Consider the following 25,098-nt stretch of genomic DNA (forward strand, 5'->3'; position numbering starts at 1 on the left):
AAAAAAACAACATGATGCATAAGCATCATGTTATGAAATATGAATGTATTCCCAGAAATTTTTACCAATCAATAAAATTGTTACTACTAAAAATAAAATTCGTACATACCCTACACCTTTTTGAACAGCAAATCTCGAACCGAAATATGCCCCTGCAACCATTGATACACCCATGATTAAACCATATTTAAATTGAATTGCTCCTAAAAATAAAAATGTAATCAACGATACAATATTGCTAACAAAATTTAAAATCCGACCAGCGGCAGCCGCGCGGATAAAATCCAAACCAATTAATAAAAATGCAAAAATTAAAAATGAACCTGTGCCTGGTCCAAAAAAACCATCATAAAATCCAATAATCAAAATGACTAGATAGAATAAAAATGTTTTTCCCTTCGTCATTTTTTTATAAGTAGATACACTACCCCAATCTTTTTTTACAATAATATAAATAGCAATTAATACAAGTAAAACTAATACAAGAGGGCGCAACACATCCGGTGGAATGAATTTTACAACAAATGCCCCTGCAACTGCTCCAACGATTGTGAACGGAATCAGTTTTCCTACAATGCGAAAATCTACTTTTTTAGAACGAATAAAATACATTGTACTCGTAAATGATCCCATTGTTGCCGCCAACTTATTTGTTGCGATTGCCGAAACTGGAGGTAAACCTACAAACATAAGGGCTGGAAGCGAAATTAAACCGCCTCCCCCAACAATAGAATCAATAAATGATGCTAAAAAACCGAAAGCAATAAGTAGTATAATGACTTGCAAACTTAAATCTTCCATCTGTACTTTCCCTCGATCCCCTTTTTATATAACAACATTAAAAATTATAACAAAATTCCTACTATATAGACATAAATTGAAAATACGAAATAAAGAACCCTTTCTTTTAGGTGGGCGAGAGCGTCTGGCCGTGCATAGAAGCGGTCAGAGCCTTTTCCTGCCACGTGCCAAGTTTTAAACAAAAGGAGCAGGCCAGTAGCGAGTATGTTGTATTCTGCATAGCAGCGACTTATTTGTTGAAAAATCAAAGTGGATTTATATGTATAAACATAAATTGAAAATACAAAATAAAAAGCTCTTTCTTTTAGATGGGCGAGAGCATCTGGTCATGCATAGAAGCGGTCCTATGAAAACTCTGTATAGCAAGTGACTTATGTACAAAAAAGCCGTTCCTCATAAAAGGAACGACTTTTCTTAGTCTAACACTTGAACAAACGGCTTATCTTGTTTCACGTCGCGGATAATAATTGCTTCTGTACGGTCTACAGATTTAATTGTAACTTGCACTTTAATATAATTAGGGAAATCCATAACAGCCCCAGCTACATATTGTGTAAATCCAATGACCTCTGCCTTTCCACTAAACTGAACTGGAATCTCAAGCTTCAATTCTTTTAATTGACCGTCTTTATAGAATCCTCTACCTACAACTGCAGTATAATCACCTGTAAAATACTGCGCTAATCTCGCATTGAAGTTCTTTACACTTGTTGCATCGTCACGATAATCTTTTTCTGCTTCGTTAGAAGGGAATAAATAATACTTTTCGTCCAACGCTTTCCAATCATCTACTTTATCGCTGCCTTTATCAACTGTTGTATATGATAAAAAGGAGCCTGGTACAAGTGAAGATTTCGCTTCCTGCCTGTAGATTGCAAACGTAATTGGAACATTTTTTAATTCATCTTTGTTGCGCAGAATCGGTAAGATTTCTTGCGCCATTTTTTTCCCTTCTTCTAGCAATTTTGTATCATCAATTTTTTGTTCACGCGGATAACCGTGCTGTTCTGTATAATAATGAACAGAATTCATCGCAAGACCGATAACAACTCCGCCTATCTCTGCTTCGTTCTCACCTTTTATTTTTAAGTAATCCTGTTCTAAAATTTGCGATAAATACATTGGACTCTTTTGATTTCTCGCTTCTAGTGTTTCCGGTTCTCCTGGTGGTAGCTCTGGATTTAAACCATTCGGCAATTTCTTCTTCAATGCTTTTTCTAACTCACTTTGCTTCTCAGGTGTACGTTTTCTCTCGATTAATGCTTGTATCGTATCCTTATCTAAATACTTTCCGCCTTGAAATATATAATCTTTCGTACTATATGATTCTTTTGCAATGTGCATTAATCCTGTTTCAAATTCGTCAACATCTAAACGGCTATTTAATCCTTTCACAGCTAATCCTCGCGCCGATCCTTTTTCAAAAGGAAGTGCCGTTTTATAATAATCGTCTGAAATCGAGTATTTCGAAATAATTGATTTATCTTTCGAGTTCCCTTTTTCTACGATTTTTTCTTCTTTTTTTGGCCCTATACTACATCCACTAAGAAGTAATCCAAGGCTTAACGCTGCTAATATCACTTTTTTCATGGTAACTTTGCACCTCTTAATTATTGAGCTCTTGTAAGAACCTCGCTTCATCCCAAATCTCAACGTTATGTTTTTGTGCTTGTGCTAACTTAGAACCGGCAGCTTCTCCTGCAACGACTAAGTCTGTACTTTTGCTTACACTGCCTGTGACTTTCCCGCCAAGTTCTTCAATTTTCTTTTTCGCTTCACTTCGGCCCATCACTTCTAGTTTTCCTGTTAACACAACTGTTTTTCCTGCAAAATAAGACTCAATGTCTTCTAAATCTGCTCGTTTTATCCCTTTATAAGTCATATTCACACCATATGACTTAAATTGTTGTAATAGCTCTTGTACATCTTCATTATCAAAATACGTAACGATCGATTGCGCCATTTTTTCGCCAATTTCATTAATAGTTGTTAGCTCTTCTTCTGTAGCGTTCACGATGTTATCCATCGTTTCATAATGTTCTGCTAATGTACGAGCGGCTTTTGCTCCAACGTGGCGAATACCAAGACCAAACAGTAATCGTTCTAATGAATTATCTTTTGAAGCTTCGATCGCTTGTACTAGATTTGAAGCAGATTTTTCTCCAAAACGTTCTAGTTGTAATAACTGTTCTTTCGTTAATGTATAAAGATCTGCAAATGTACGAATATAATCCGCATCAAATAACTGCGTAATTACCCGTTCACCTAATCCGTCAATACTCATTGCATTACGTGATACAAAGTGAATTAATCCTTCCCGAATTTGTGCTGGGCATGCTGGATTAATACATCGAAGCGCAACCTCTTCTTCTAAACGAACAAGTTCACTCTCACATGCCGGGCAATGCGTTGGCATATAAAACTCTTCTTCTTCACCTGTACGGCGGTCTACAATCACATTTACAACTTCAGGAATGATGTCTCCAGCTTTCTTTACAACAACATAGTCGCCAATGCGAATATCTTTCTCACGAATTAAATCTTCGTTGTGTAAGGAAGCACGGCGGACAATCGTTCCTGCCACGCGTACTGGTTCTAACTCAGCAGTTGGGGTTACAACACCTGTACGTCCAACGCTTAGTTCAATACCCGTCAGTTTTGTAACAACTTCTTCAGCTGGGAATTTATATGCAATGGCCCATCTTGGACTTTTTGCCGTTGTTCCTAAGCTTTCTTGAAGTGATATATCGTCCACTTTAATAACGATACCATCAATTTCATAATCAAGATGCGGACGTTTTTCTTGCCACTCTTGCACGTAATCAATGACCTCATCAATTGTTTCGCAAACTCGGCGATTCGGGTTTGTTTTAAATCCAAGCTCTCCTAAAAGGTTTAACGATTCACTATGCGATGTAATCGTCTTTCCTTCTAAATTCGTAAGCCCATATACGAATAAAGATAAATTACGCTTTGCTGCAATTTTTGGATCTAATTGACGCAATGAGCCCGCAGCTGCATTTCGCGGGTTCGCAAAGACAGCTTCTCCGTTCTGTTCTTTTTCTTCATTTAATTTCACAAATGAACGTTTCGGCATGTACGCTTCTCCGCGCGCTTCGAGCGTCATTTCTTCTGTTAAACGTAGAGGAATCGCTTTAATCGTTTTTAAATTTTGCGTAATATCCTCACCCGTTATACCATCACCGCGAGTTGCTCCTTGAATGAAGCGTCCTTTTTCATAATGAAGGGAAACCGCCAGTCCGTCAATTTTTAATTCGCACACATATCTTACATTTTGATCGTCAATTCCTTGACGTACCTTGCGATCCAAATCACGTAAATCACCTTCATTAAAAGCATTTCCTAAACTTAACATCGGCGATTTATGTGTTACTTTCTCAAAAATATCAAGAATTTCTCCGCCAACACGAACAGTTGGAGAGTCTTCTGTAAAAAATTCCGGATGTTCTGTTTCTAATTTAATTAACTCTTGCATATGACGATCATACTCTGCATCTGATACAGATGGCTGATCTAGCACGTGATACTCATAATTAAGCTTATTTAAAATGTCACGAAGCTCTTCAATACGCTTTTGTGCTGCTTCTTTCGACATGACCTCATTCCTTTCTTACACTTTCGTCACTGGCGCAAATTTAGCCATTAATCGTTTAATGCCAATTGGACTTGGGAACGCGATGTCTAATTCTTTCCCATCTCCTTCGCCTTTCACACTCACAACAGTGCCAATCCCCCATTTTTGATGTGATGCTTTATCACCAACTGACCAGCCAATTTGCTCACCGCCTGTTGTTTTCGCAGCTGAACGAACAAAGGCTGAACGAGAGCGAACGGTTGTTGTAGTGGTTGGTTTAGACTTTGCACTAAAAGTTTCACGCTTTGGTTTTACTTCATGAAGCGTTTCAATAAGCTCCTCAGGAATTTCCGAGATGAAACGTGATTCTTTATTCATGCTCGTTCTACCAAATATCGTTCGCATTTGGGCATTCGTTACGTACAGTTCTTCTTCTGCACGTGTAATCCCAACATACGCTAAGCGGCGTTCTTCTTGCATTTCATCTTCTTCCATTAAAGAACGAGTATGCGGGAAAATCCCTTCTTCTAATCCTAAAATGAAGACAACAGGGAATTCTAATCCTTTTGCAGAGTGCATCGTCATTAAAATGACTTCCTCACCAGCAGTTGGATCTTCGTCTACACGATCAATATCAGCAACAAGTGCTAAATCGGTTAAGAATGCAACAAGACTCTTATCTTCACTTTGTGATTCAAACGTCTGTGTAACAGATAAAAATTCATCTAAGTTTTCTAAACGTCCCTCTGATTCTAATGTACGTTCATTCTTCAGTGCATCACGGTAACCTGTTTTTTCTAACACTTCTTCTACAAGTTCTGTTACTGATAAATATTCTTGCATGTTTACCCAGTTATGAAGCTGCTTTGCAAAGTCTGCTACTGTCTTCGCAATTTTGGCACTTACACCGACATGCTCAATTTCATCTAATACAGCTGTCAATGAAAGACCATTTTGCACGCCATAATTAATGATCTTATCAATAGATGTTGCTCCAACACCACGTTTTGGCACATTAATAATACGCGCAAAGCTAATTTCATCATCCGGGTTTGCAATTAAACGCAAATACGCCAACATATCTTTAATCTCTTTACGGTCATAGAACTTAATACCACCAACAATTTTGTATGGAATATTTGATTTTAAGAAAATCTCCTCGACCATACGGGACTGGGCGTTCGTACGATATAGTACTGCAAAGTCTGTATACTTTCGATTTCCCATTTGAATTTCATCACGAATCTTTTTCGCAACAAAATATGCTTCATCTTTTTCAGTTGCAGCGCGGTAATACGAAATTTTACTCCCTACTTGATTATCCGTCCATAACTTTTTCGGTTTACGATTTGTATTCTTTTCAATAACCGCATTTGCTGCATTTAAAATACTTTGCGTTGAACGGTAGTTTTGTTCTAATAAAATAACTTGTGCATTGTTATAATCTTTTTCAAATGACAAGATATTCGAAATATCAGCTCCGCGCCAACGATAAATCGACTGATCTGAGTCACCAACTACACAAAGATTTTTAAAGCGCGCTGCCAATTGATTAACAAGAATATACTGAGCACGGTTCGTGTCCTGATACTCATCAACGTGAATATATTGGAATTTACGTTGATAAAACTCCAGTACTTCTGGCACCCGTTCAAATAATTGAATCGTCGTCATAATTAAATCATCAAAATCAAGTGCACTATTTTTAAGAAGACGCTTTTGGTATTCTGTATACACATCGCTCGTCAACTTTTCGTATGGATCTGCAATTGAGATTTTTTTCGCATATTTTTCTGAAGATAACAATTCATTTTTCGCATTGCTAATTCCCGCAAGAATAGAACGCGGTTCAAATTTCTTCGGATCAATATTGCGCTCTTTCATAATTTTTTTCACAACTGTTAATTGATCACTTGCATCTAAAATCGTAAAGTTACGATTAATACCAATGCGATCAATATCTCGTCGTAAAATGCGCACACACATAGAGTGGAATGTTGAAATCCAAATATCCTCTGCTTCTGGCCCAACGAGTTTATCAATACGCTCACGCATTTCACGCGCCGCTTTATTTGTAAACGTAATCGCAAGTACATTCCAGGGTGCAACACCTTTTTCGCCAAGTAAATAGGCAATACGGTGCGTTAACACACGCGTCTTACCACTACCTGCTCCCGCCATAAGTAACAATGGTCCAGACGTTGTTTGGACAGCCTTTTGTTGCTGCGGATTTAATCCTGTTAATAATTTTTCTGTTATACTCATGTATTCGGCCACCTACTTTCCTTTTACAGCTTGTACTGTTGCTATAGCTTTCTTTATATCTTCATAAATTAAATTTCCAACGACAACTGTATCCGCATATTGCGCCATTTCTTTCGCTTGGTCTGCATTTGCAATCCCGCCGCCATAATATAATGTTGCACTCTGCAGCTCAGCTTTCACTTTTCTTACAAGTTCCGCATCTCCATATGTGCCGCTGTATTCTAAATAGAAAATTGGTAAATGGAGAAGTTTATCTGCCATACGTGCATATGCAATCACATCGTCTTCCGATAGTTCACAATTTGCTTCCGTTAACTTTGCTACTTTCGCTTCTGGATTTAACACACAATATCCTTGCATGAGAATTTCATCCCAGTTCATAATATCTCCATATTCTTTCAACGCTGCATGATGAAGGCCTGTTACCCAGTCTACCTTTTGACTGTTTAACACACTTGGGATGTAATAAAAATCGAATCCTGGTGTAATCGAATCCAGTGTTGAAACTTCTAATACACAAGGAACCGCATATCTACGAATGCTTACTAGCATGTGTAATACATTATCAATTGTAATTCCGTCACTTCCGCCAACAATGACAGCGTCCGTTCCCGATTCACAAATAAGCTCTAAATGTTCATCGCTTAACTCCTTATTCGGATCAAGCTTAAATACATGTTTCCACTGTGAAATATCGTACATGAAAACACCCTTTCTTTTCTCTAATCGTCTTTACGCATTCTTTCATTATAACAAAAAATAAGCTGCTGACACACGTCCCATGCAACATCTTTTTCTACGTCAAATGTTGGATTGTATACAGAAAAAGCATGCAAGGAACAATAACTCTTGAAATGAATAAACCTATTTCAAAGCTGATGAGAAGGAGTGAATGTCTTGAGCAAGCAAAACATCGGCACAATCAATGCTCTTATTCGTATTACACTGGGTTTTATTCTGCTTAGCTGCAGCACTGCAAAGCTTGTAAGAAAACCATGGTGTACTTGGTCAAAGATTATGCTTTGGGTCGGGGCAATGAGAATCGCAGAAGGCATCATTCGTTTCTGTCCTATTGTCGAAGCATGCAAATTTAGTAAATATATGAACATTCCCGATTTAAAAATGCCAGGCATGGATTTTATGAAGAATGGACAGTCTAATAAACAAGAAGCACATCCGACTTCTCATAAAGACGAAAAGACAAGTCATGGAAGTTATGATGCTTCTGATAAGGAAATCGAGTCTGAACTCGAAAAGGCTCTTCTGTCCAAACCGCTTTGAATCATTTGTCAACATGCAAGATGCTCTCAAAGAAACTTAGTCGCTGCAGTGGGCGGCTAAGTTTTCTTTTACTTTATTTTACCACGAATAAGAACTAATGTTCTATTTGCTAAAATTTTATTTTTTCGTAACTACGCAGTTACTTTATGAAAAACCGACAGAAAAGCATTTTTTTAAATGGGCGAGAGGGACTGGCGATGCATAGGAGCGGTCAGGGCCTTTTCCTGCCACGTGCAAGGTTTGAAAACAAAAGTAGACAATAAGTGCAGGCCCCTGCCCTGTTTGCATGACAGCAGTCTATATGCCAAAAAATGAATTTATAAGTAATAGAGAGACACATCTTCACTAAAATCATACCCTTTTTTAAATTTCTAAAAGGTATAGCTGAGTAGTTACATTTTTTCTATAAATTATAACAGAAACCTATTGTCACCTTTGATATAAAAGTGATATCATTTTTATATCAAAAGGAGGCGAGATCATGAAAGAAAAACAAGTATTTCATGTAAATGGATTTTTAGGACTGCTTGCAGTTCTAGTTTTAATTGGGGTTGGTTTATTAAGTCTTATTAATGAACTATTTGCTATTGGTATTCCCTCTTTTTTATTAGCAGCAATCCTAGCAAGTAGTATCGGAACTGTACAGCCAAACCAAGCAAAAGTAATTACATTTTTCGGTAACTATTTAGGAACTATTCGTGAAAGCGGCCTGTTTTTAACAGTTCCATTTTCATTTCGCCAAACGGTTTCACTACGCGTTGAAAACTTTAATAGTCAGAAATTAAAAGTAAATGATGTAGATGGGAATCCAATTGAAATTGCAGCTGTTGTTGTTTACAAAGTCGTTGATTCCGCAAAAGCGATCTTTGGTGTCGAACATTATGATGCCTTCGTGGAAATTCAAAGCGAAACAGCAATTCGCCACGTAGCAACGAAATATCCGTATGATAATTTCCAAGATGACAACATCGTTACACTGCGCGGAAACTCAGAAGAAATTTCCGAAGAATTAAAACGCGAATTAGAAGCACGTTTAGAAATTGCAGGAGTAGAAGTAATCGAAACTCGTTTAACGCACTTAGCTTACGCAACTGAAATTGCCCACGCAATGCTTCAGCGTCAACAGGCAAAAGCAGTATTAGCTGCAAGAAAAGAAATTGTAGAAGGTGCCGTACAAATGGCGAAAGATTCTATTCAAAAACTCGATGAAGAGGGTATACTTGATCTAGATGACGAAAGAAAAGCAAATATGGTTAATAACTTATTAGTTGCCATCGTCTCAGATAAAGGAGCACAACCAGTTATTAATACAGGAAGTCTCTACTAAAGGTTGTCGGTAATCATGGCTAAAAAGAAAAGCTTCCCATTACGAATCGATCCCGAATTGTACGCAGTTATTGAAAAATGGGCAAACGACGAATTTCGAAGTGTAAATGCTCATATTGAATATTTACTTCGCGAGATGGCAAAGCAAAAGGGTAAGATAAAAAAAGAGTCCTAACTTTTTATGAGTAGGGCTCTTTTTTCTTTTAAGGATATCGACACATACCCATCAAGTTAAGGTTTTGAAGTATCCTAAGTATAATTAACTCTATTCTTTTTTATTTTCGGCTTTTACACTTCTCTCTAAATCAGCAAACCAATGAAGATCACTATAATTTTCTTTTTGACCAATGTCTTGTAGCTTATTGTTACTATAATTAATAGATAATATTAAGTCTGGCATCGCATCAAAATCATTTTTCGCTAATTCATAGTACGTTGGACCGTATGTTGCGGTCGCATCATTCACATAATTACGAGTGTACGGATTTTGACGCATACGATTCAAATAGAGTTCAAGTACATCTTGACCATCAGGAGTTAAAAACTTACCATCTTTACGCTCTAAATCACGTAAATTGTATCCTGTTCCTGCTCGAAGTGTAGAAATCAAACCGTATTTACGTCTTGCCTCCAACGTCATTTGTTCGGAATTTAAATTACTACTTTGGAAAATATGTAAAAATAATTTTTTACCATTGATTTTATTATTTAAAATCCGTTCAATTTGTTGCAGTAATCGTATATTCTTACTACCTTTCACGATGACTTGAAAATCATTCGAATCAACACTGAAAGCTAAGTTCTCATCATTTGAAATCGTGATGTTATTTTGAGCCAATAAATTTTGAATCCAACGATTTACTTGATCCCGCTGAAAAGCTTTCTCTTGATGATTTTCAACAATGCCATTGATAATATCTGCGTTTCTAAACAAAGAATCACGCACATCATAAAAACCAACTCTACCATCTTGCAATATACTCATTTCTGCTCGCCATGCAACCTCTCTCTCCTCTTTACTTAAATCATGACGAAATTCTTTTGAATATTGATTAGAATATTTATCACTAATATGTTGTTCAGGATTGGCATATAGCATGTTTTCCTCATTAATCTTACTATACTTCTCTTGCATTAACTTCATCCTATGGTCTATTTCACTCTCATATTTATTATTATGTTTAATTTCTACAGTAGATTGATCCTTTTTCTCAGGTTTATTAAATTTAGTATTATCATTGATATAGGACGATGTATAATTTGTGATTTTCATTAGGAATATTCCCTTTCTTTACATAATATCCCTCTGTTATATCGCAAAAACGTAATGTTAAGTTGTAAAATTATGCAAAAAAGTAATATTTTTATTAATCGAATATACTAATTTTACAAAATTAAAATAAGACCCCAAAGCGAAATGTACTTTCACTTTGAGGCCTTATATCATCGCCAGCATCTAAAGAGTCTGGCCAATCGCACGGTACCCAATATCACTACGATAAAATAAACCGTCGCTTTCAATTTTTGCTATTTCTTTATATACCTTATCTTTCGCTGCTTGTAAGTCCTTTTCTTTACAAGCAACAAACAACACACGCCCGCCATTCGTTACAAATTCTCCATTTTTCACATCTGTTCCGGCATGAAAGACAATTACATCCTCTAACGTTGCTAAGCCTTTTATAACCGCGCCTTTTTCATAGCTTTCTGGATATCCTTTTGCAGCCAGTACAACACCAATTACCGCTTCTTCAGACCACTCTAAAGTAAGCTCTTTTCCATCTAGTACATAATTGCATACATCGACTAAATCACTCTCTAAGCGAGGTAGAATTACTTCTGTTTCCGGGTCACCAAAGCGTGCATTAAACTCGATTACTTTCGGTCCTTCACTTGTTAAAATAAGCCCTGCATATAAAATACCTGTAAAGGAACGTCCTTCTTGTATCATTGCCTCAGCTGTCGGATGTAGAATAGTTTCAATCGCTTGCTCAACTGCTGACTGCGGAATTTGTGGTACTGGAGAATACGCCCCCATTCCACCTGTATTCGGTCCTTTATCACCATCAAAAGCACGTTTATGATCTTGTGCAATCACCATTGGGTATACAGTTGTCCCGTTTACAAATGCCATAAGTGAAAATTCTTGTCCGTCTAAAAATTCTTCAATAACAACCTTTTTGCTTGCCTCTCCAAACTTTACGTCTTGCAGCATTTCTTTTACAGCTTGCAGTGCTTCTTCTAACGTCATCGCAACCGTTACACCTTTACCAGCTGCTAAGCCATCTGCTTTAATAACAATTGGAGCGCCGACTTTTTCAATATATGCCACTGCTTCTTCATAGTTTGTAAATGTTTCATATGCCGCTGTTGGAATGTCATACTTTTTCATAAGCTCTTTCGTAAAAGCTTTACTTCCTTCAATAACAGCTGCCTTACTATTTGGCCCAAATACGCGAAGGCCTTCTGCTTCAAAACGGTCAACAATACCGTTCATAAGTGGAATTTCTGGTCCGACAAATGTTAAACCAACGTTATTTTCTTTCGCAAAAGCAATAAGCGCGTCAAAATCATTTTCATCGATTGCTACAGGTGTTGCAACATCTTTCATTCCCTCATTTCCAGGTGCTACATATACAGTCTCTACTTGCTTTGACCCTGCAAATTTCCACGCTAACGCGTGCTCACGTCCACCGCGGCCAATTACTAAAACATTCATATTTCATCCCCCATTATTCAAGTTTAAATCCAGTACCTTCGCGATATATCGGCGGAAGTGGTACATTTATCGGCGCTTCGACACAGAATAAAGACCCTTCTACGATGTTCGACACGTGAGCTGGATCCTATTCAAAAGTAGAAGAAGATGACCCAAAAGTGAACTTTCGGTCATCTCCGTTGTTTCTCAATTAATGTTTAAAATGACGTACCCCAGTGAACACCATCGTAATGCCATACTCGTCTGCTTTTTGAATGGACTCTTCATCACGAATGGATCCACCTGGTTGAATGACTGCTGTAATGCCGGCTTTTGCCGCTTCTTCTACTGTATCTGGCATTGGGAAGAATGCATCAGATGCAAGTGCACTTCCTTGTGCTTTCTCACAAGCTTGTGTAATGGCAATTTTTGCTGATCCAACGCGGTTCATTTGCCCTGCACCAACACCAATTGTCATATTATCTTTTGCTAAAACAATCGCATTAGATTTTACATGTTTCACAACTTTCCATGCTAATTTCAGATCGTTCCACTCTTGCTCAGTTGGTTCGCGTTTTGTTGGAATTGTTACTGAACCTTCTTCTAATGATAATGTGTCCTCTTCTTGTACAAGTAAACCACCTTGTACTGATGTTAGTTTTTTACTTGCTATTTCTGCTTTTGCGATATCTACTGTTAACAGGCGTAAATTCTTCTTACTTTGCAGTACTTCTAACGCTTCTGCTGAGAAGGACGGTGCAATAATGATTTCTAAGAAAATTTCATGCAGTTTTTCTGCTGTTGCTTTATCAATTTCACGGTTTGCTGCAATGATACCACCGAAGATTGATACTGGGTCAGCTTCGTAAGCACGTGTATATGCTTCATGAATATCCGTACCAACACCAACACCACATGGATTCATATGCTTTACAGCTACAACTGCTGGCTCTGTAAATTCTTTCACGATGCTAAGGGCTGCATCTGCATCATTTATATTATTGTAAGACAGCTCTTTTCCATGTAATTGCTCTGCATAAGCAATAGAAGAAGAAGCTGCAAATGGCGCTTTATAGAATGTTGCTTTTTGATGTGGGTTTTCGCCGTAACGCAAATCTTGTTTTTTCTCAAATGTTACTGTTAATGATTCCGGACTTTCTTCACCTATTTGTTCTGTTAAATAGTTTGAGATTAATGCATCATATGCTGCTGTATGACGGAATACTTTTGCTGCTAATTTACGTTTTGTTTCTTTTGAAACTTCTCCGCTTCCCTTTAGTTCTCCTAATACAACATCGTAGTCTGTTGGATCAACGATAACTGCTACAAACTCATGGTTTTTCGCAGCAGAACGAATCATCGTTGGGCCGCCAATATCAATATTTTCAATCGCATCAGCAAATGTCACATCTGGCTTTGCAATTGTTTCTTTAAATGGATATAAGTTTACAACAACAAAGTCAATCGGCTGAATGCCAAGCTCATTCATTTGCGCCATATGCGTTTCGTTATCACGTACAGCAAGAAGTCCACCATGAATGTTTGGATGTAATGTTTTCACACGACCGTCCATAATTTCTGGAAAACCAGTTACTTCAGAAATACCAATTACTTGTAAGCCGTTTTCTTCTAGTAATTTTTTCGTACCGCCTGTTGAAATAACCTCAATACCTTGCTTAAGTAATCCTTTTACAAACTCTACAACCCCATCTTTATTTGAAACACTTACTAATGCACGTTTTTTCATTTATCCTTCACCCCTAGTTGTATTAAAATGCTGCTCTTATGACTTCACTTCAGAATGTAATAAAGATTTCACCGTATCCACGTACAATCTATGTTCGACAAGTTGAATTTTCTTTTGTAAACTTTCTCGTGTATCATGTTCAGAAACTGCTACCGCTTCCTGCGCAATAATTGGTCCTGTATCCATTCCTGCATCAACGTAATGGATTGTTACGCCCGTTACTTTCACACCAGCTTCAATTGCTTGTCCAACTGCATCTTTTCCAGGAAAGCTTGGCAATAGTGAAGGATGAATGTTAACGATTCTCCCTCCATAAGCAGTTAGCAATGTCGGACCAATTAAACGCATATACCCCGCTAAAATAATCCAATCAATCTCGTATTCTTGCAATTTCTTTACTATTTCTTGTTCGAATGCTTCCTTTGATTCATACGCTTTCGCTGAAAAGGAAAAGCAAGGAACATGATGATCATTTGCACGGTCTACAACACGTGCGCCTGGCTGATCGCATACAAGCAAACTAAGCTGTGCATCTAATCTTCCAGCTTCTACTGCATCCACAAGTGCTTGAAAGTTAGAACCGCTTCCTGAAGCAAAAATCGCTACTCGGCTCATGCTTTTGCTCCTCCATCAAATGTAACACCTGAACCTGATACAGTGCGTCCAATGATATGAGCTGTTTCCCCTTGCTCTTCTAAAAGCTTTATAGCACCTTCTGCATCTTCTTCTTTCACCGCTACTACCATACCAATACCCATGTTAAAAATATTGAACATTTCTTCTTTCTTTAATTGACCAACTTCTTGCAGTAAATCAAAGATTGGATGAACTGTCCAAGAACCAATTTCAATTTGTGCTCCAATGCCATCTGGTAACATACGTGGAATATTTTCAATAAATCCGCCACCAGTAATGTGAGCCATACCGCTTACGTTATATTTCTTCAATAGTTCTAAAATAGGTTTGACGTAAATTTTTGTTGGTGTTAATAACTCTTCACCAAGTGGTAGTTCTAAACGACCATAAATACGATCAAGTGAAAGCTGTCCATCCTCTAATAACACCTTACGTACAAGAGAATAGCCATTGCTATGAATTCCGCTAGAAGCAAGTCCGATTAATATTTGATTCTCTTCAATAGATTGTCCTGTAACAATCTTCTTTTTATCAACAATACCAACTGTAAAACCAGCTAAATCATATTCTTCCTCAGAATACATCCCTGGCATTTCAGCTGTTTCCCCGCCGATTAATGAACAACCGGCCTGACGGCATCCTTCTGCAATTCCTTTGACGATGTTTTCAATTTTACTAGGTTCTGCTTTACCACAAGCAATATAATCAAGGAAAAAGAGCGGCTCTGCCCCTTGAACAACAATATCGTTCACACACATTGCAACTGCATCGATGCCGATTGTGTCATGCTTGTCCATCATGAAAGCGAGCATTAATTTTGTTCCTACACCATCTGTTCCAGATACTAATACTGGCTCTTCTAGTGCAAATTTTGAAAGGTCAAACATTCCTCCAAAACCGCCTAGCCCGCCTAGCACTTCTTTTCTCATCGTTGTTTGCACGTGTTTTTTCATGCGAGATACCGCTTCATATCCAGCTTCAATATCTACTCCTGCTTGCTTATATGCATTCGCCATCGTTTCTATACACCTCGTCTTTTTATACTGAAAGAATTTCTCCCAAGAAAAAGCGAGCTTCTACACAGCATATAGTAGAAGCTACTATGCTTTCTTATCGTGCTCTACATAAATCCATTTTAATTTTTCGACATATAGGTCGCTGCTGTGCAAACAAAAAATGACTTACACTCGCTTTCTCCCTTTGTTTTAACCCTTGCATGTGGTAGGAAAAGGCCCTGACCGCTTCTATGCACGGCCAGATGCTCTCGTCCCCCTAAAAAGAAAGGGGTTTTTATGCCGTTTTTTTATTTGTATATATAATTGAATCTTTCCTTTATTTCATACTTTCTAATAGCTCTTGTTCATAATCATAAAGAGCCGTTGGATAATCTCCATTAAAGTAAGCCATACATAAACCGCCATATTTCCCTTCATACGGGCGTCCAATTGCATCAATTAAGCTCTCTTCACTTAAAAATGTTAAAGAGTCTGCTCCAATAATTTGACGAATTTCTTCTATTGAATGATTTGCTGCGATTAATTCTTTTCTTGTTTGAATGTCAATTCCATAGAAGCATGGATACTTAAGCGGCGGCGAAGCAATTCTTACATGCACTTCTGTTGCCCCTGCCTCACGAAGCATACGAACAATTCGCTTGCTCGTTGTACCACGTACAATAGAGTCATCAATCATAACAACACGTTTTCCTTCAACAACACCTCGTACTGCTGAAAGTTTCATTTTTACCCCTTGTTCACGCAATTCTTGAGAAGGTTGAATAAACGTACGTCCAACATAACGATTTTTAATTAAACCTAACTCATAAGGAATTCCAGTTGCTTCTGCATAGCCGATTGCCGCCGAAATACTAGAATCAGGTACACCTGTTACAACATCTGCTTCAACCGGAGCTTCCTTTGCTAACAATTTCCCCATATTTTTACGTGCTGCATGAACGTTAACGCCAGCAATGTTTGAATCAGGGCGCGCAAAGTAAATGTACTCCATACTGCAAATGGCATGTTCTATATCATTTGTAAAACGATCTACCTGAATCCCTTCATCATTAATGATGAGTAATTCTCCAGGCTCTACATCACGAATGTATGTTGCCCCTACTACATCAAAGGCACATGTTTCAGATGCTACAACGTATGCATCTCCCATCTTTCCAATCGAAAGCGGACGGAACCCATTCGGATCTAATGCAACAATCATTTCGTTTCCTGTTAATAACAAATAGGCAAAAGCACCTTTTACTTTGTTTAATGCATCTTTTACACTTTCAATTAACGTACCTTTTGTATTACGTTTAATTAGATGAAGCAATACTTCTGTATCCGAACTTGTTTGAAAAATACTTCCCTCTGCCTCTAATTCACGGCGAAGCATTTTAGCATTAATTAAATTACCGTTATGCGCTAATGCCATACTATGGTCTGAAAAGCGGAATAACAACGGTTGAACATTCGCCACTTCAGCGCCGCCCGCTGTTGCATAACGAACGTGCCCAATTGCTGATTTTCCATTTAAATCATCTAACTCACCGCATGAAAACACTTCTGATATTAAACCAAGCCCTCTATGACCAATGATTTTCTCCCCATTATTTACAACAATTCCAGCGCCTTCTTGACCACGGTGCTGCAAACTATGCAACCCGTAATACGTAACTTGTGCTGCATTTTCATGCCCCCAAATTCCAAAAACGCCGCATTCTTCATTTAGCCCCTTTATTTCATTAAGCATGGAATAGCCCCTTTCCAAGCCGTTCTCATTTCATCAACATCTGCTGTAAGCAATACTTCATTTTCTTCATTAAGAATTGTTAATTGATTTGTATTTGTTACTTCCCCAACACAAAGTGCATCTACCATATTTTCAAACGCTTCTTTTTGCTCGCGTTTTACTGTAACAATAAAGCGAGATTGTGATTCTGCAAATAACATCGCTGTCGTTTCCCCAGCTAATTTCACATCTGCACCTAATCCGTTTGCCCCCATTGCACTTTCTGCGAACGCAACTGCTAATCCGCCTTCTGCAACGTCATGCGCTGATTGTACAAGTCCATCTTGAATCGCTGCTAATAATTGCTTTTGACGTTTTTCTTCTACTTCTAAGTCGATGCTTGGTGCCTGACCGAAAATCTTTCCATACACCATCTTTTGCAATTCGCTGCCGCCAAACTCCGCTTTTGTTTCACCGATTACATAAACAAGATCACCAGCTTGCTTAAACTCTTGCGTTGTTACATGCTTTACGTCATGTACAAGACCAACCATACCAACAGTTGGTGTTGGGTATACCGCTTCCCCACTGCGCTCATTGTACATTGATACGTTTCCACCAATAACAGGTGTATTTAACGTGCGGCACGCTTCACTCATACCATCTACTGACTTCTCAATTTGCCAGAAGATTTCTGGCTTTTCAGGATTACCAAAGTTTAAACAATCCGTAATTGCAAGTGGCTCACCGCCAGAACATACAATATTACGAGCTGCTTCTGCTACAGCAATTTTCCCGCCTACTTCTGGGTCTAAATAAATGTAGCGAGAGTTACAATCCGTTGTCATTGCTAATGCTTTATTTGTTTCGCGAACACGAACAACCGCTGCGTCAGACCCTGGTGTAACAACTGTGTTTGTGCGTACTTGGTAATCATATTGATCATATACCCACTCTTTACTTGCAATCGTTGGTTGCTGAAGTAAAGAAAGTAATGTTTCTTTATAGTTTTCTACTTTTGGTGTTTCCATCTTCATTTGTTGGAACTCTGCAAAATACGCTGCTTCTTTTGAAGGCTTATGATAAACAGGTGCTTCTTCTGCTAATGCATCAGCCGGCACTTCCGCAACCATTTCACCTTTATGGAATAAACGAAGCATTTTATCTTCTGTTACTTTCCCCATTGTTACTGCTGCAAGGCCGTATTTTTCAAATAACTCCACAATCTCTTGTTCTCTACCTTTTTTCACGACGATTAGCATACGCTCTTGTGATTCAGAAAGCATCATCTCGTATGGTGTCATACCTGTTTCACGCTGCGGTACATCATCTAAATACATTTCAATACCCATACCTGCTTTACTTGCCATCTCTGCAGAAGATGATGTTAAGCCTGCCGCTCCCATATCTTGAATACCGACAAGTGCGTCAGATTTTACAAGCTCTAAGCACGCCTCGATTAAAAGCTTCTCCATAAATGGATCGCCTACTTGCACCGCTGGACGTTTTGCTTCAGAATCCTCAGATAGCTCTTCTGATGCAAACGTTGCACCGTGAATACCGTCACGTCCTGTTGAAGCACCAACATACATTACTGTATTACCAGCACCGTGCGCTTGCCCTTTTTTAATATCTTCATGATTAATTAACCCAACGCACATTGCATTTACAAGTGGATTTCCTTCATAGCATGGATCGAACTGTACTTCACCGCCAACAGTTGGAATACCAATGCAGTTACCGTATCCTGCAATACCTGCTACAACTTCTTCAAATAAATATTTTACGCGCGGTGATTTTAGCTCACCGAAGCGAAGTGAATTTAACATCGCGATTGGACGTGCTCCCATAGAAAACACATCACGGATAATACCGCCAACCCCAGTCGCTGCACCTTGATATGGCTCAATTGCAGATGGATGGTTATGACTTTCCATTTTAAATACTACCGCTTGATTATCACCGATATCTACGATTCCAGCGCCTTCACCAGGACCTTGCAGTACACGTTCACCAGTCGTTGGAAACTTACGAAGAACTGGCTTGGAATTTTTATAACTACAATGCTCTGACCACATAACAGAAAACAATCCTGTTTCTGTGTAGTTTGGCAGACGTCCTAAAATCTTTTCAACCATGGCAAACTCTTCGTCTGTTAATCCCATTTCCGCATAAATGCGTTGTTCTTTAATTCGAGTTGGATTTGGTTCAAGCAGTAACGACATATGTTTCCCTCCAATGTTTCAAAATAGATTGAAATACTTTTAGACCATCCGCTCCTCCAAGTAATTCATCAACAGTACGTTCTGGATGCGGCATCATACCAAGTACATTTCCTTGCTCATTTACAATCCCTGCAATATCTGAAACGCTTCCGTTTGGATTCTCTACATAACGGAAGACAATTTGATTATTTTCTTCTAACTGTTTCAACGTTGCTTCATCACAGTAGTAGTTTCCTTCACCATGAGCGATTGGAATATCGATCACTTCATCTTTCTCATATTGCGCTGTAAACATTGTTGTATTATTTTCAACACGAAGCTGAACAGTACGGCACATAAACTTTAAGTTTTTATTACGAATTAATGCACCTGGCAATAAGCCGGACTCTACTAAAATTTGAAATCCGTTACATACACCTAAGATTGGTTTTCCTGCTTCAGCTGCTTTTCGTACACCTTTCATTGCGTTTGCAAAGCGAGAAATAGCTCCGCAGCGAAGGTAATCGCCGTAAGAGAAACCACCTGGCAGTAAAATTGCATCGTACTGATCTAAGTTTTCTTCACTATGCCAAACGTAGTCTACATCTTGGCCAAGCTCATCTTTAATTGCATGAAACATATCTACGTCACAGTTCGAACCTGGGAAAACGATTACGGCAAATTTCACTGCGCGACAACCTCCTCAACTTCATAGCGATAATCTTCAATCACTACGTTCGTTAATAATTTTTCGCACATTTCTTTTACCATTGCATCAATATCTGTAACTGATTTATCAATTGTTAGTTCCATATATTTACCAATGCGAACATCTTGTACTTCTGTAAAGGAAAGACTATGAAGTGCTCCTTTTACCGCTGTTCCTTGTGGATCTAATACACTTTCTCTTAACGTTACATATACCTTTACTTTATACATGTGAAGCTCCCCCTAATCGTTTTAAAATCTCTTCATAAGCCTCTGTTAAATTACCAAGATCACGGCGGAATACATCTTTATCAAATTTTTCATTGCTCGCTTCATCCCATAAGCGGCATGTGTCTGGTGAAATTTCATCCGCTAATAAAATTTCTCCATCTTCTGTTACACCGAACTCTAATTTAAAATCTACTAATCTTACACGACAGCTTGCGAAATGCTCAATCAATACTTGATTGATTTGTAGAGCTTTTTCTCGTAGTATGCTTACTTGCTCTGGCGTTGCAACGTTCAACACACGAATATGATCTTCTGTTACAAGAGGATCCCCTAAATCATCATCTTTGTAGTAAAATTCGACGATTGGTGTTGTAAGTGTAGTACCTTCTTCCATACCTAGTCGTTTTGAAAGACTACCCGCAACCACATTTCTTGTGACAACTTCTAATGGAATAATGCTTACTTTTTTTACAATTTGTTCTGTTTCTGATATTTTCTCAACAAAGTGTGTTTTGATTCCCACTTCTTGTAACTTTCTGAATAAAAGAGTTGTAATCTCGTTGTTCAGACGACCTTTTCCTGTAATCGTCGCTTTCTTTTCCCCATTGAAAGCAGTAGCACTATCTTTATACTCTACCCAAACCATATCTGCTGCTTCTGTACGATAAATTCTTTTTGCTTTACCTTCATACAGCAATTCTAGTTTTTGCATTTCGCAAGCCCCCTGTAGTTTGAAAAATGTGAATAGTATACTTATAAAGAATGGCACAGAACGAAACGATTCTGTGCCATATAAAATTATCAGCTTAGTTCAAGCCAAGACGTTCAAAAATTGTATCAACATGTTGTAAGTGATGTTCATAGTTGAAACATTCATTGATTTCTTCTTGTGTTAATTTGCTTGTAATACGCTCGTCAGCTTCTACAAGCTCTTTAAATTGCACTTGTGTTTCCCATGCTTCCATCGCTTTAGGTTGTACAATATCATAAGCTTCTTCACGTACCATACCTTTCTCGATTAACGTAAGCATTACGCGCTGAGAGTAAATTAGGCCATATGTTCTTTCCATGTTACGTTTCATGTTCTCTGGGAATACTGTTAAGTTTTTCACGATATTACCGAAACGATTTAACATGTAGTTTAATGCGATTGTTGCATCTGGTAAGATAATACGTTCTGCAGAAGAATGTGAGATGTCACGTTCATGCCATAATGGAACATTCTCGTAAGATGTCATCATATAACCACGGATAACACGAGCTAAACCAGTCATATTTTCAGAACCGATTGGATTTCGTTTATGCGGCATTGCAGAAGAACCTTTTTGTCCTTTCGCAAATGACTCTTCCACTTCACGTGTTTCACTCTTTTGTAAACCGCGAATTTCAACTGCCATTTTCTCAATAGATGTTGCGATTAATGCAAGTGTTGACATGTAATGTGCATGACGATCACGTTGCAATGTTTGTGTTGAAATCGGAGCTGCTTCTAACCCTAAGTTTTCACAAACATATTTTTCTACGAATGGATTAATGTTCGCGAATGTACCAACTGCACCAGACAATTTACCAACGCGAACTGTATCAGCTGCTTGTTTAAAACGTTCTAAGTTACGTTTCATTTCTTCATACCAAAGACCAAGTTTTAAACCAAATGTTGTTGGTTCTGCATGAACACCGTGCGTTCTTCCCATCATAATTGTGTATTTATGTTCTTTTGCTTTGTTAGCTAAAATAGTAATGAAATTTTCTAAGTCGTTTAGTAGAATTTCATTTGCTTGTTTTAAGATATAAGATAAAGCTGTATCTACTACGTCTGTAGATGTTAAACCATAATGAACCCATTTGCGTTCTTCACCTAATGCTGGTGTTTCTGATACAGCACGAGTGAAAGCAACTACATCATGACGTGTTTCTTTTTCAATCTCATAAATACGCTCCATATCGAATGATGCATTTTCACGAATTTTTTTCACATCTTCTTTTGGAATATCACCAAGTTCAGCCCATGCTTCACATGCTAAAATTTCAACTTCTAACCACGCTTTAAATTTGTTTTCTTCCGTCCAAATCGCACCCATCTCAGGGCGTGTATAACGACTAATCATCTTTTTCCCTCCAAAAGTTGTTCTTGATGGTCCCAAATATGCAAACTCTGCGCTTTTTCTAAAGCAACTTCAATATTTTCATTTAAAATATTTACATGCCCCATTTTACGCTGCGCTTTTGCTTCTTCTTTTCCATACAAGTGTAAATAGCACCCGGTAAATCTATTCACTTGTCTTAGGACCCCTTCTATATGTTCGCCTAAAATGTTGACCATGACAACTGGTTTTAACAAATTTGTTTCTCCTAGAGGTAAATTACAGATTGCTCGAATATGTTGCCCAAATTGACTTATTTCACATGCATCGATTGTATAATGTCCTGAATTGTGAGGTCTTGGTGCTAATTCATTAATATAAATCTCACCATCTGCCGTAGCAAACATCTCTACCGCTAATGTTCCCACAAGCTGAAGTTCATCCGCAAGTACCTGTGCATATGTAATTGCTTTTTGTGAAAGTGCTTCTGTGATGCGAGCTGGTACGATGGATTCATGTAAAATGTTATTTACATGAATATTTTCAGCTACTGGAAATACCTTCGTTTCACCACTAACACTGCGAGTGACAATAACTGATACTTCTTTTTCAAATGGCACCCATTTTTCAAGAATACATTCAGCTTGATTTACAAGTTCCCTTGCTCTTACAACATCCGCTTCGCTTCTTAAAACAACTTGCCCTTTCCCGTCATATCCCCCTGTTGTTGTTTTTAACACACAAGGAAAGGAAAGTTCCGTAATTGCTTCTAAAAGTGCATCTTGCGTCTGCACGAGTCTATATGGTGCAACTGGTAAGCCAACACTCACGATTGCATTCTTTTCTGTAAAACGATTTTGCGTTTTATTTAACAACTGACTACCTTGTGGTAAATATGCATGTTTTTCAAGCCATTGTAAACATCTATAATCAATATTTTCAAATTCATATGTGATAACATCGCTTATTTCCGCTAAATGCTGAATCGCTTTCAAATCATCATATGCTGCAACAATTTCAATATCAGCAACTTGTGCACATGGCGAATGCTTTGCCGGATCTAGTACAGCAATTTTATAACCCATTTCCTTCGCTGCTAGCGCCATCATTCTTCCAAGCTGGCCACCGCCAATAATTCCAATTGTTTTTCCAGGTAAAATGATTCTTGTCATATCAGCTCACTACCTTCACGCACATTTTTCTCAATTGCTTCTCTTCTCAATTCTAATGCATCATGTATATCATCATGAAATGATCCGAGTATTTGTGCTGCAAGTAGTCCTGCGTTTGTTGCACCAGCCTTACCGATCGCGACAGTCGCCACCGGAACCCCTCCTGGCATTTGAACGATAGACAGTAACGAATCCAAACCATTTAACGCTTTTGATTGAACAGGAACACCGATTACAGGAAGATTTGTCTTCGCTGCAACCATCCCTGGTAAATGAGCGGCTCCCCCAGCTCCAGCAATAATAACTTTTAATCCACGTTCACGAGCTGTTTCTGCATATTCAAACATATAATCTGGAGTCCGATGAGCGGATACAACTTTCTTCTCATACGGAATGTGTAATTCATCTAAAATGTCACAAGCATATTTCATTGTTTCCCAGTCTGACGTGCTTCCCATTATGATTCCAACTAGTGATTTCATATTAGAATCCCCCCGATTCAAATAAAAAAAGCCTGAAATAGAACAGTTTCTCTTTTACTATGAGAGAAAGCGCTCTACTCAGGCATACGTATCCCTTGTGAATAGAAAAATACCGAGTGACTTTCCCTCATAGTCTAACGAATAACGGTCGTTAGGTAGAGACTTGCAGGCCATATCCCCGCGATTATATGAGGTGCGATATAATATTGTTTCTATCGTTATATTAACAGGTGTTATTCAAACATGTCAACAAATAATCGAATGTTTTTTATCCAGTACATTATAACGTTCGTGTTTTAGTTATAATAAAAAGAAGAACCGAAAAAATATGCAAAAAAAGAAGGGAATTAAAGAAGAAATGCGAGAATATATGCAATTTAACTCGCATAACCATTCACTATATAAATAGGAAGGATTACATTCAAAAACAATTCAAAGTTATTGCGGTTGGAGATATAGCAGGAACTACTTTTTGTATATTTAAGCATCGTCTATGATACTATTATTATAAATTCACACTAATTCATAGGTGGTTTAATTATGAGGAAACTTAACATATTGTCATATTTATGTTTTTCTATCGCAATAACTGCTGCAATTATTGCATCCTTTTTTATAACATCTGACTTTTTCTATTCTCATTATTTAAAACTTATACTTTTTGTAGAAATAATCAGTCCCATTATCGGAATTATTTTAGGTTCTTTCGGAAAACCTGGAAAGCCAAAACAAATTGCTATTATTTTAAACAGCATCTTCTTTATTCTTTTTTCACTTTTGGCATTGCTAAATTTATGGATTATGATATTTGGCAAATAAAGTTCAACTAATAATCAGTGGGAGGGTTCTTCATCCCCCCACTGATTAACTGCTCGTTAATACGGGATAAAAATGAACACAAAAAAACCTAAGTCAAAACGACTTAGGTTTTTGCCTGGCAACGTCCTACTCTCACAGGGACAAAGTCCCAACTACCATCGGCGCTAGAGAGCTTAACTTCCGTGTTCGGTATGGGAACGGGTGTGACCTCTCTGCCATCATTACCAGACTTATGAAGGTATATTCCTTCAAAACTAGATAACATTCATGTAGTATGCATATTGGATTTAATCCAGCTCCAGCGACTAGAATTTCCGGTCGT

Annotated in this window: 22 protein-coding genes, 1 rRNA gene and 1 riboswitch; of the genes, 4 read left to right on the plus strand and 19 right to left on the minus strand. The window is 38.0% G+C overall.

Annotation, left to right across the window (positions count from 1 at the left end; all coding sequences use genetic code 11):
- Positions 1 to 30: 30 nt before the first annotated feature.
- From V7024_RS02080 to V7024_RS02100, 5 genes are all read right to left on the minus strand, one after another.
- Positions 31 to 801 (minus strand): TSUP family transporter, encoded by a 771-nt coding sequence (locus V7024_RS02080; RefSeq protein WP_098916927.1) that lies wholly within the window; start codon positions 799 to 801, stop codon positions 31 to 33.
- 414 nt (positions 802 to 1,215) lie between these two features.
- Positions 1,216 to 2,391 carry a CamS family sex pheromone protein gene (locus V7024_RS02085; protein WP_335514969.1) on the minus strand — a complete coding sequence of 392 codons (1,176 nt, stop codon included), beginning with the start codon at positions 2,389 to 2,391 and terminating at the stop codon, positions 1,216 to 1,218.
- A gap of 16 nt (positions 2,392 to 2,407) precedes the next feature.
- Positions 2,408 to 4,417: an NAD-dependent DNA ligase LigA gene (ligA, locus tag V7024_RS02090; protein WP_335514973.1), complete on the minus strand. Its 2,010-nt coding sequence runs from the start codon at positions 4,415 to 4,417 to the stop codon at positions 2,408 to 2,410.
- 15 nt (positions 4,418 to 4,432) lie between these two features.
- A complete protein-coding gene (pcrA, locus tag V7024_RS02095; RefSeq protein WP_335514976.1) occupies positions 4,433 to 6,673 on the minus strand; it encodes a DNA helicase PcrA in 2,241 nt (746 codons plus the stop codon).
- On the minus strand, positions 6,674 to 7,363 hold the full coding sequence (locus V7024_RS02100) for a heptaprenylglyceryl phosphate synthase (RefSeq protein WP_335514979.1): 690 nt from the start codon (positions 7,361 to 7,363) through the stop codon (positions 6,674 to 6,676).
- A 195-nt stretch (positions 7,364 to 7,558) separates the two neighbouring features.
- On the opposite strand from V7024_RS02100, the gene V7024_RS02105 reads away from it, so the two are divergent.
- The 3 genes from V7024_RS02105 to V7024_RS02115 all read left to right on the plus strand — a co-directional run bounded on the left by V7024_RS02105 (position 7,559) and on the right by V7024_RS02115 (position 9,443).
- The gene (locus V7024_RS02105) at positions 7,559 to 7,942 is read left to right on the plus strand and encodes a YgaP family membrane protein (RefSeq protein ID WP_335514982.1); all 384 of its coding nucleotides are present in this window, start codon (positions 7,559 to 7,561) and stop codon (positions 7,940 to 7,942) included.
- 481 nt (positions 7,943 to 8,423) lie between these two features.
- Positions 8,424 to 9,269: an SPFH domain-containing protein gene (locus V7024_RS02110; RefSeq protein ID WP_335514984.1), complete on the plus strand. Its 846-nt coding sequence runs from the start codon at positions 8,424 to 8,426 to the stop codon at positions 9,267 to 9,269.
- Between the two features lie 15 nt (positions 9,270 to 9,284).
- Positions 9,285 to 9,443, plus strand: coding sequence for a toxin-antitoxin system HicB family antitoxin (locus tag V7024_RS02115; RefSeq protein ID WP_098916934.1), 159 nt, complete (start codon positions 9,285 to 9,287; stop codon positions 9,441 to 9,443).
- Between the two features lie 90 nt (positions 9,444 to 9,533).
- On the opposite strand, the gene V7024_RS02120 is transcribed toward V7024_RS02115, so the two are convergent.
- The 13 genes from V7024_RS02120 to purE all read right to left on the minus strand — a co-directional run bounded on the left by V7024_RS02120 (position 9,534) and on the right by purE (position 23,957).
- Positions 9,534 to 10,541 (minus strand): DUF4885 family protein, encoded by a 1,008-nt coding sequence (locus tag V7024_RS02120; RefSeq protein WP_335514986.1) that lies wholly within the window; start codon positions 10,539 to 10,541, stop codon positions 9,534 to 9,536.
- 183 nt (positions 10,542 to 10,724) lie between these two features.
- A complete protein-coding gene (gene purD / locus V7024_RS02125) occupies positions 10,725 to 11,987 on the minus strand; it encodes a phosphoribosylamine--glycine ligase (RefSeq protein WP_335514990.1) in 1,263 nt (420 codons plus the stop codon).
- A gap of 190 nt (positions 11,988 to 12,177) precedes the next feature.
- Complete coding sequence (gene purH / locus V7024_RS02130) at positions 12,178 to 13,713, minus strand: bifunctional phosphoribosylaminoimidazolecarboxamide formyltransferase/IMP cyclohydrolase (RefSeq protein WP_335514993.1); 1,536 nt, start codon at positions 13,711 to 13,713, stop codon at positions 12,178 to 12,180.
- A gap of 36 nt (positions 13,714 to 13,749) precedes the next feature.
- A complete protein-coding gene (purN, locus tag V7024_RS02135) occupies positions 13,750 to 14,328 on the minus strand; it encodes a phosphoribosylglycinamide formyltransferase (protein WP_335514994.1) in 579 nt (192 codons plus the stop codon).
- A complete protein-coding gene (purM, locus tag V7024_RS02140) occupies positions 14,325 to 15,365 on the minus strand; it encodes a phosphoribosylformylglycinamidine cyclo-ligase (protein ID WP_335514997.1) in 1,041 nt (346 codons plus the stop codon). The genes purN and purM overlap by 4 nt, the downstream gene beginning before the upstream one ends.
- Before the next feature lie 316 nt (positions 15,366 to 15,681).
- Complete coding sequence (gene purF / locus V7024_RS02145; protein WP_335515001.1) at positions 15,682 to 17,097, minus strand: amidophosphoribosyltransferase; 1,416 nt, start codon at positions 17,095 to 17,097, stop codon at positions 15,682 to 15,684.
- On the minus strand, positions 17,082 to 19,301 hold the full coding sequence (gene purL, locus V7024_RS02150; RefSeq protein ID WP_335515003.1) for a phosphoribosylformylglycinamidine synthase subunit PurL: 2,220 nt from the start codon (positions 19,299 to 19,301) through the stop codon (positions 17,082 to 17,084). The genes purF and purL overlap by 16 nt, the downstream gene beginning before the upstream one ends.
- Positions 19,285 to 19,968 carry a phosphoribosylformylglycinamidine synthase subunit PurQ gene (gene purQ / locus V7024_RS02155; protein ID WP_335515007.1) on the minus strand — a complete coding sequence of 228 codons (684 nt, stop codon included), beginning with the start codon at positions 19,966 to 19,968 and terminating at the stop codon, positions 19,285 to 19,287. Before purQ ends, purL begins: the two co-directional genes overlap by 17 nt.
- Positions 19,965 to 20,219: a phosphoribosylformylglycinamidine synthase subunit PurS gene (gene purS / locus V7024_RS02160; protein WP_098309204.1), complete on the minus strand. Its 255-nt coding sequence runs from the start codon at positions 20,217 to 20,219 to the stop codon at positions 19,965 to 19,967. Before purS ends, purQ begins: the two co-directional genes overlap by 4 nt.
- Complete coding sequence (gene purC / locus V7024_RS02165; RefSeq protein WP_335515011.1) at positions 20,212 to 20,931, minus strand: phosphoribosylaminoimidazolesuccinocarboxamide synthase; 720 nt, start codon at positions 20,929 to 20,931, stop codon at positions 20,212 to 20,214. The genes purS and purC overlap by 8 nt, the downstream gene beginning before the upstream one ends.
- Positions 20,932 to 21,025: 94 nt before the next feature.
- Positions 21,026 to 22,327: an adenylosuccinate lyase gene (gene purB, locus V7024_RS02170; protein WP_335515014.1), complete on the minus strand. Its 1,302-nt coding sequence runs from the start codon at positions 22,325 to 22,327 to the stop codon at positions 21,026 to 21,028.
- A complete protein-coding gene (purK, locus tag V7024_RS02175; RefSeq protein ID WP_335515019.1) occupies positions 22,324 to 23,475 on the minus strand; it encodes a 5-(carboxyamino)imidazole ribonucleotide synthase in 1,152 nt (383 codons plus the stop codon). Before purK ends, purB begins: the two co-directional genes overlap by 4 nt.
- Positions 23,472 to 23,957 carry a 5-(carboxyamino)imidazole ribonucleotide mutase gene (gene purE, locus V7024_RS02180; protein WP_098339013.1) on the minus strand — a complete coding sequence of 162 codons (486 nt, stop codon included), beginning with the start codon at positions 23,955 to 23,957 and terminating at the stop codon, positions 23,472 to 23,474. The genes purK and purE overlap by 4 nt, the downstream gene beginning before the upstream one ends.
- A gap of 110 nt (positions 23,958 to 24,067) precedes the next feature.
- Positions 24,068 to 24,169: riboswitch (purine riboswitch) on the minus strand.
- A 328-nt stretch (positions 24,170 to 24,497) separates the two neighbouring features.
- On the opposite strand from purE, the gene V7024_RS02185 reads away from it, so the two are divergent.
- A complete protein-coding gene (locus tag V7024_RS02185; RefSeq protein ID WP_335515025.1) occupies positions 24,498 to 24,776 on the plus strand; it encodes a hypothetical protein in 279 nt (92 codons plus the stop codon).
- Positions 24,777 to 24,889: 113 nt separating this feature from the next.
- On the opposite strand, the gene rrf is transcribed toward V7024_RS02185, so the two are convergent.
- Positions 24,890 to 25,005, minus strand: a 5S ribosomal RNA gene (rrf, locus tag V7024_RS02190).
- Between the last annotated feature and the right edge of the window lie 93 nt (positions 25,006 to 25,098).

The sequence above is a fragment of the Bacillus sp. JJ864 genome, assembly GCF_036963045.1.
Taxonomy (GTDB): domain Bacteria; phylum Bacillota; class Bacilli; order Bacillales; family Bacillaceae_G; genus Bacillus_A; species Bacillus_A pseudomycoides_C.

Coding starts and splice junctions, on each gene's coding strand:
- ligA (WP_335514973.1), bottom strand. CDS start 4,417: ATGTCGAAAGAAGCAGCACAAAAGCGTATTGAAGAGCTTCGTGACATT.
- V7024_RS02100 (WP_335514979.1), bottom strand. CDS start 7,363: ATGTACGATATTTCACAGTGGAAACATGTATTTAAGCTTGATCCGAAT.
- purH (WP_335514993.1), bottom strand. CDS start 13,713: ATGAAAAAACGTGCATTAGTAAGTGTTTCAAATAAAGATGGGGTTGTA.
- V7024_RS02080 (WP_098916927.1), bottom strand. CDS start 801: ATGGAAGATTTAAGTTTGCAAGTCATTATACTACTTATTGCTTTCGGT.
- purS (WP_098309204.1), bottom strand. CDS start 20,219: ATGTATAAAGTAAAGGTATATGTAACGTTAAGAGAAAGTGTATTAGAT.
- purL (WP_335515003.1), bottom strand. CDS start 19,301: ATGTCGTTACTGCTTGAACCAAATCCAACTCGAATTAAAGAACAACGC.
- V7024_RS02120 (WP_335514986.1), bottom strand. CDS start 10,541: ATGAAAATCACAAATTATACATCGTCCTATATCAATGATAATACTAAA.
- purN (WP_335514994.1), bottom strand. CDS start 14,328: ATGAGCCGAGTAGCGATTTTTGCTTCAGGAAGCGGTTCTAACTTTCAA.
- V7024_RS02085 (WP_335514969.1), bottom strand. CDS start 2,391: ATGAAAAAAGTGATATTAGCAGCGTTAAGCCTTGGATTACTTCTTAGT.
- purE (WP_098339013.1), bottom strand. CDS start 23,957: ATGAAATCACTAGTTGGAATCATAATGGGAAGCACGTCAGACTGGGAA.
- V7024_RS02115 (WP_098916934.1), top strand. CDS start 9,285: ATGGCTAAAAAGAAAAGCTTCCCATTACGAATCGATCCCGAATTGTAC.
- purC (WP_335515011.1), bottom strand. CDS start 20,931: ATGCAAAAACTAGAATTGCTGTATGAAGGTAAAGCAAAAAGAATTTAT.
- purB (WP_335515014.1), bottom strand. CDS start 22,327: ATGATTAGTCGTTATACACGCCCTGAGATGGGTGCGATTTGGACGGAA.
- purF (WP_335515001.1), bottom strand. CDS start 17,097: ATGCTTAATGAAATAAAGGGGCTAAATGAAGAATGCGGCGTTTTTGGA.
- purM (WP_335514997.1), bottom strand. CDS start 15,365: ATGGCGAATGCATATAAGCAAGCAGGAGTAGATATTGAAGCTGGATAT.
- purK (WP_335515019.1), bottom strand. CDS start 23,475: ATGACAAGAATCATTTTACCTGGAAAAACAATTGGAATTATTGGCGGT.
- V7024_RS02110 (WP_335514984.1), top strand. CDS start 8,424: ATGAAAGAAAAACAAGTATTTCATGTAAATGGATTTTTAGGACTGCTT.
- purD (WP_335514990.1), bottom strand. CDS start 11,987: ATGAATGTTTTAGTAATTGGCCGCGGTGGACGTGAGCACGCGTTAGCG.
- V7024_RS02185 (WP_335515025.1), top strand. CDS start 24,498: ATGAGGAAACTTAACATATTGTCATATTTATGTTTTTCTATCGCAATA.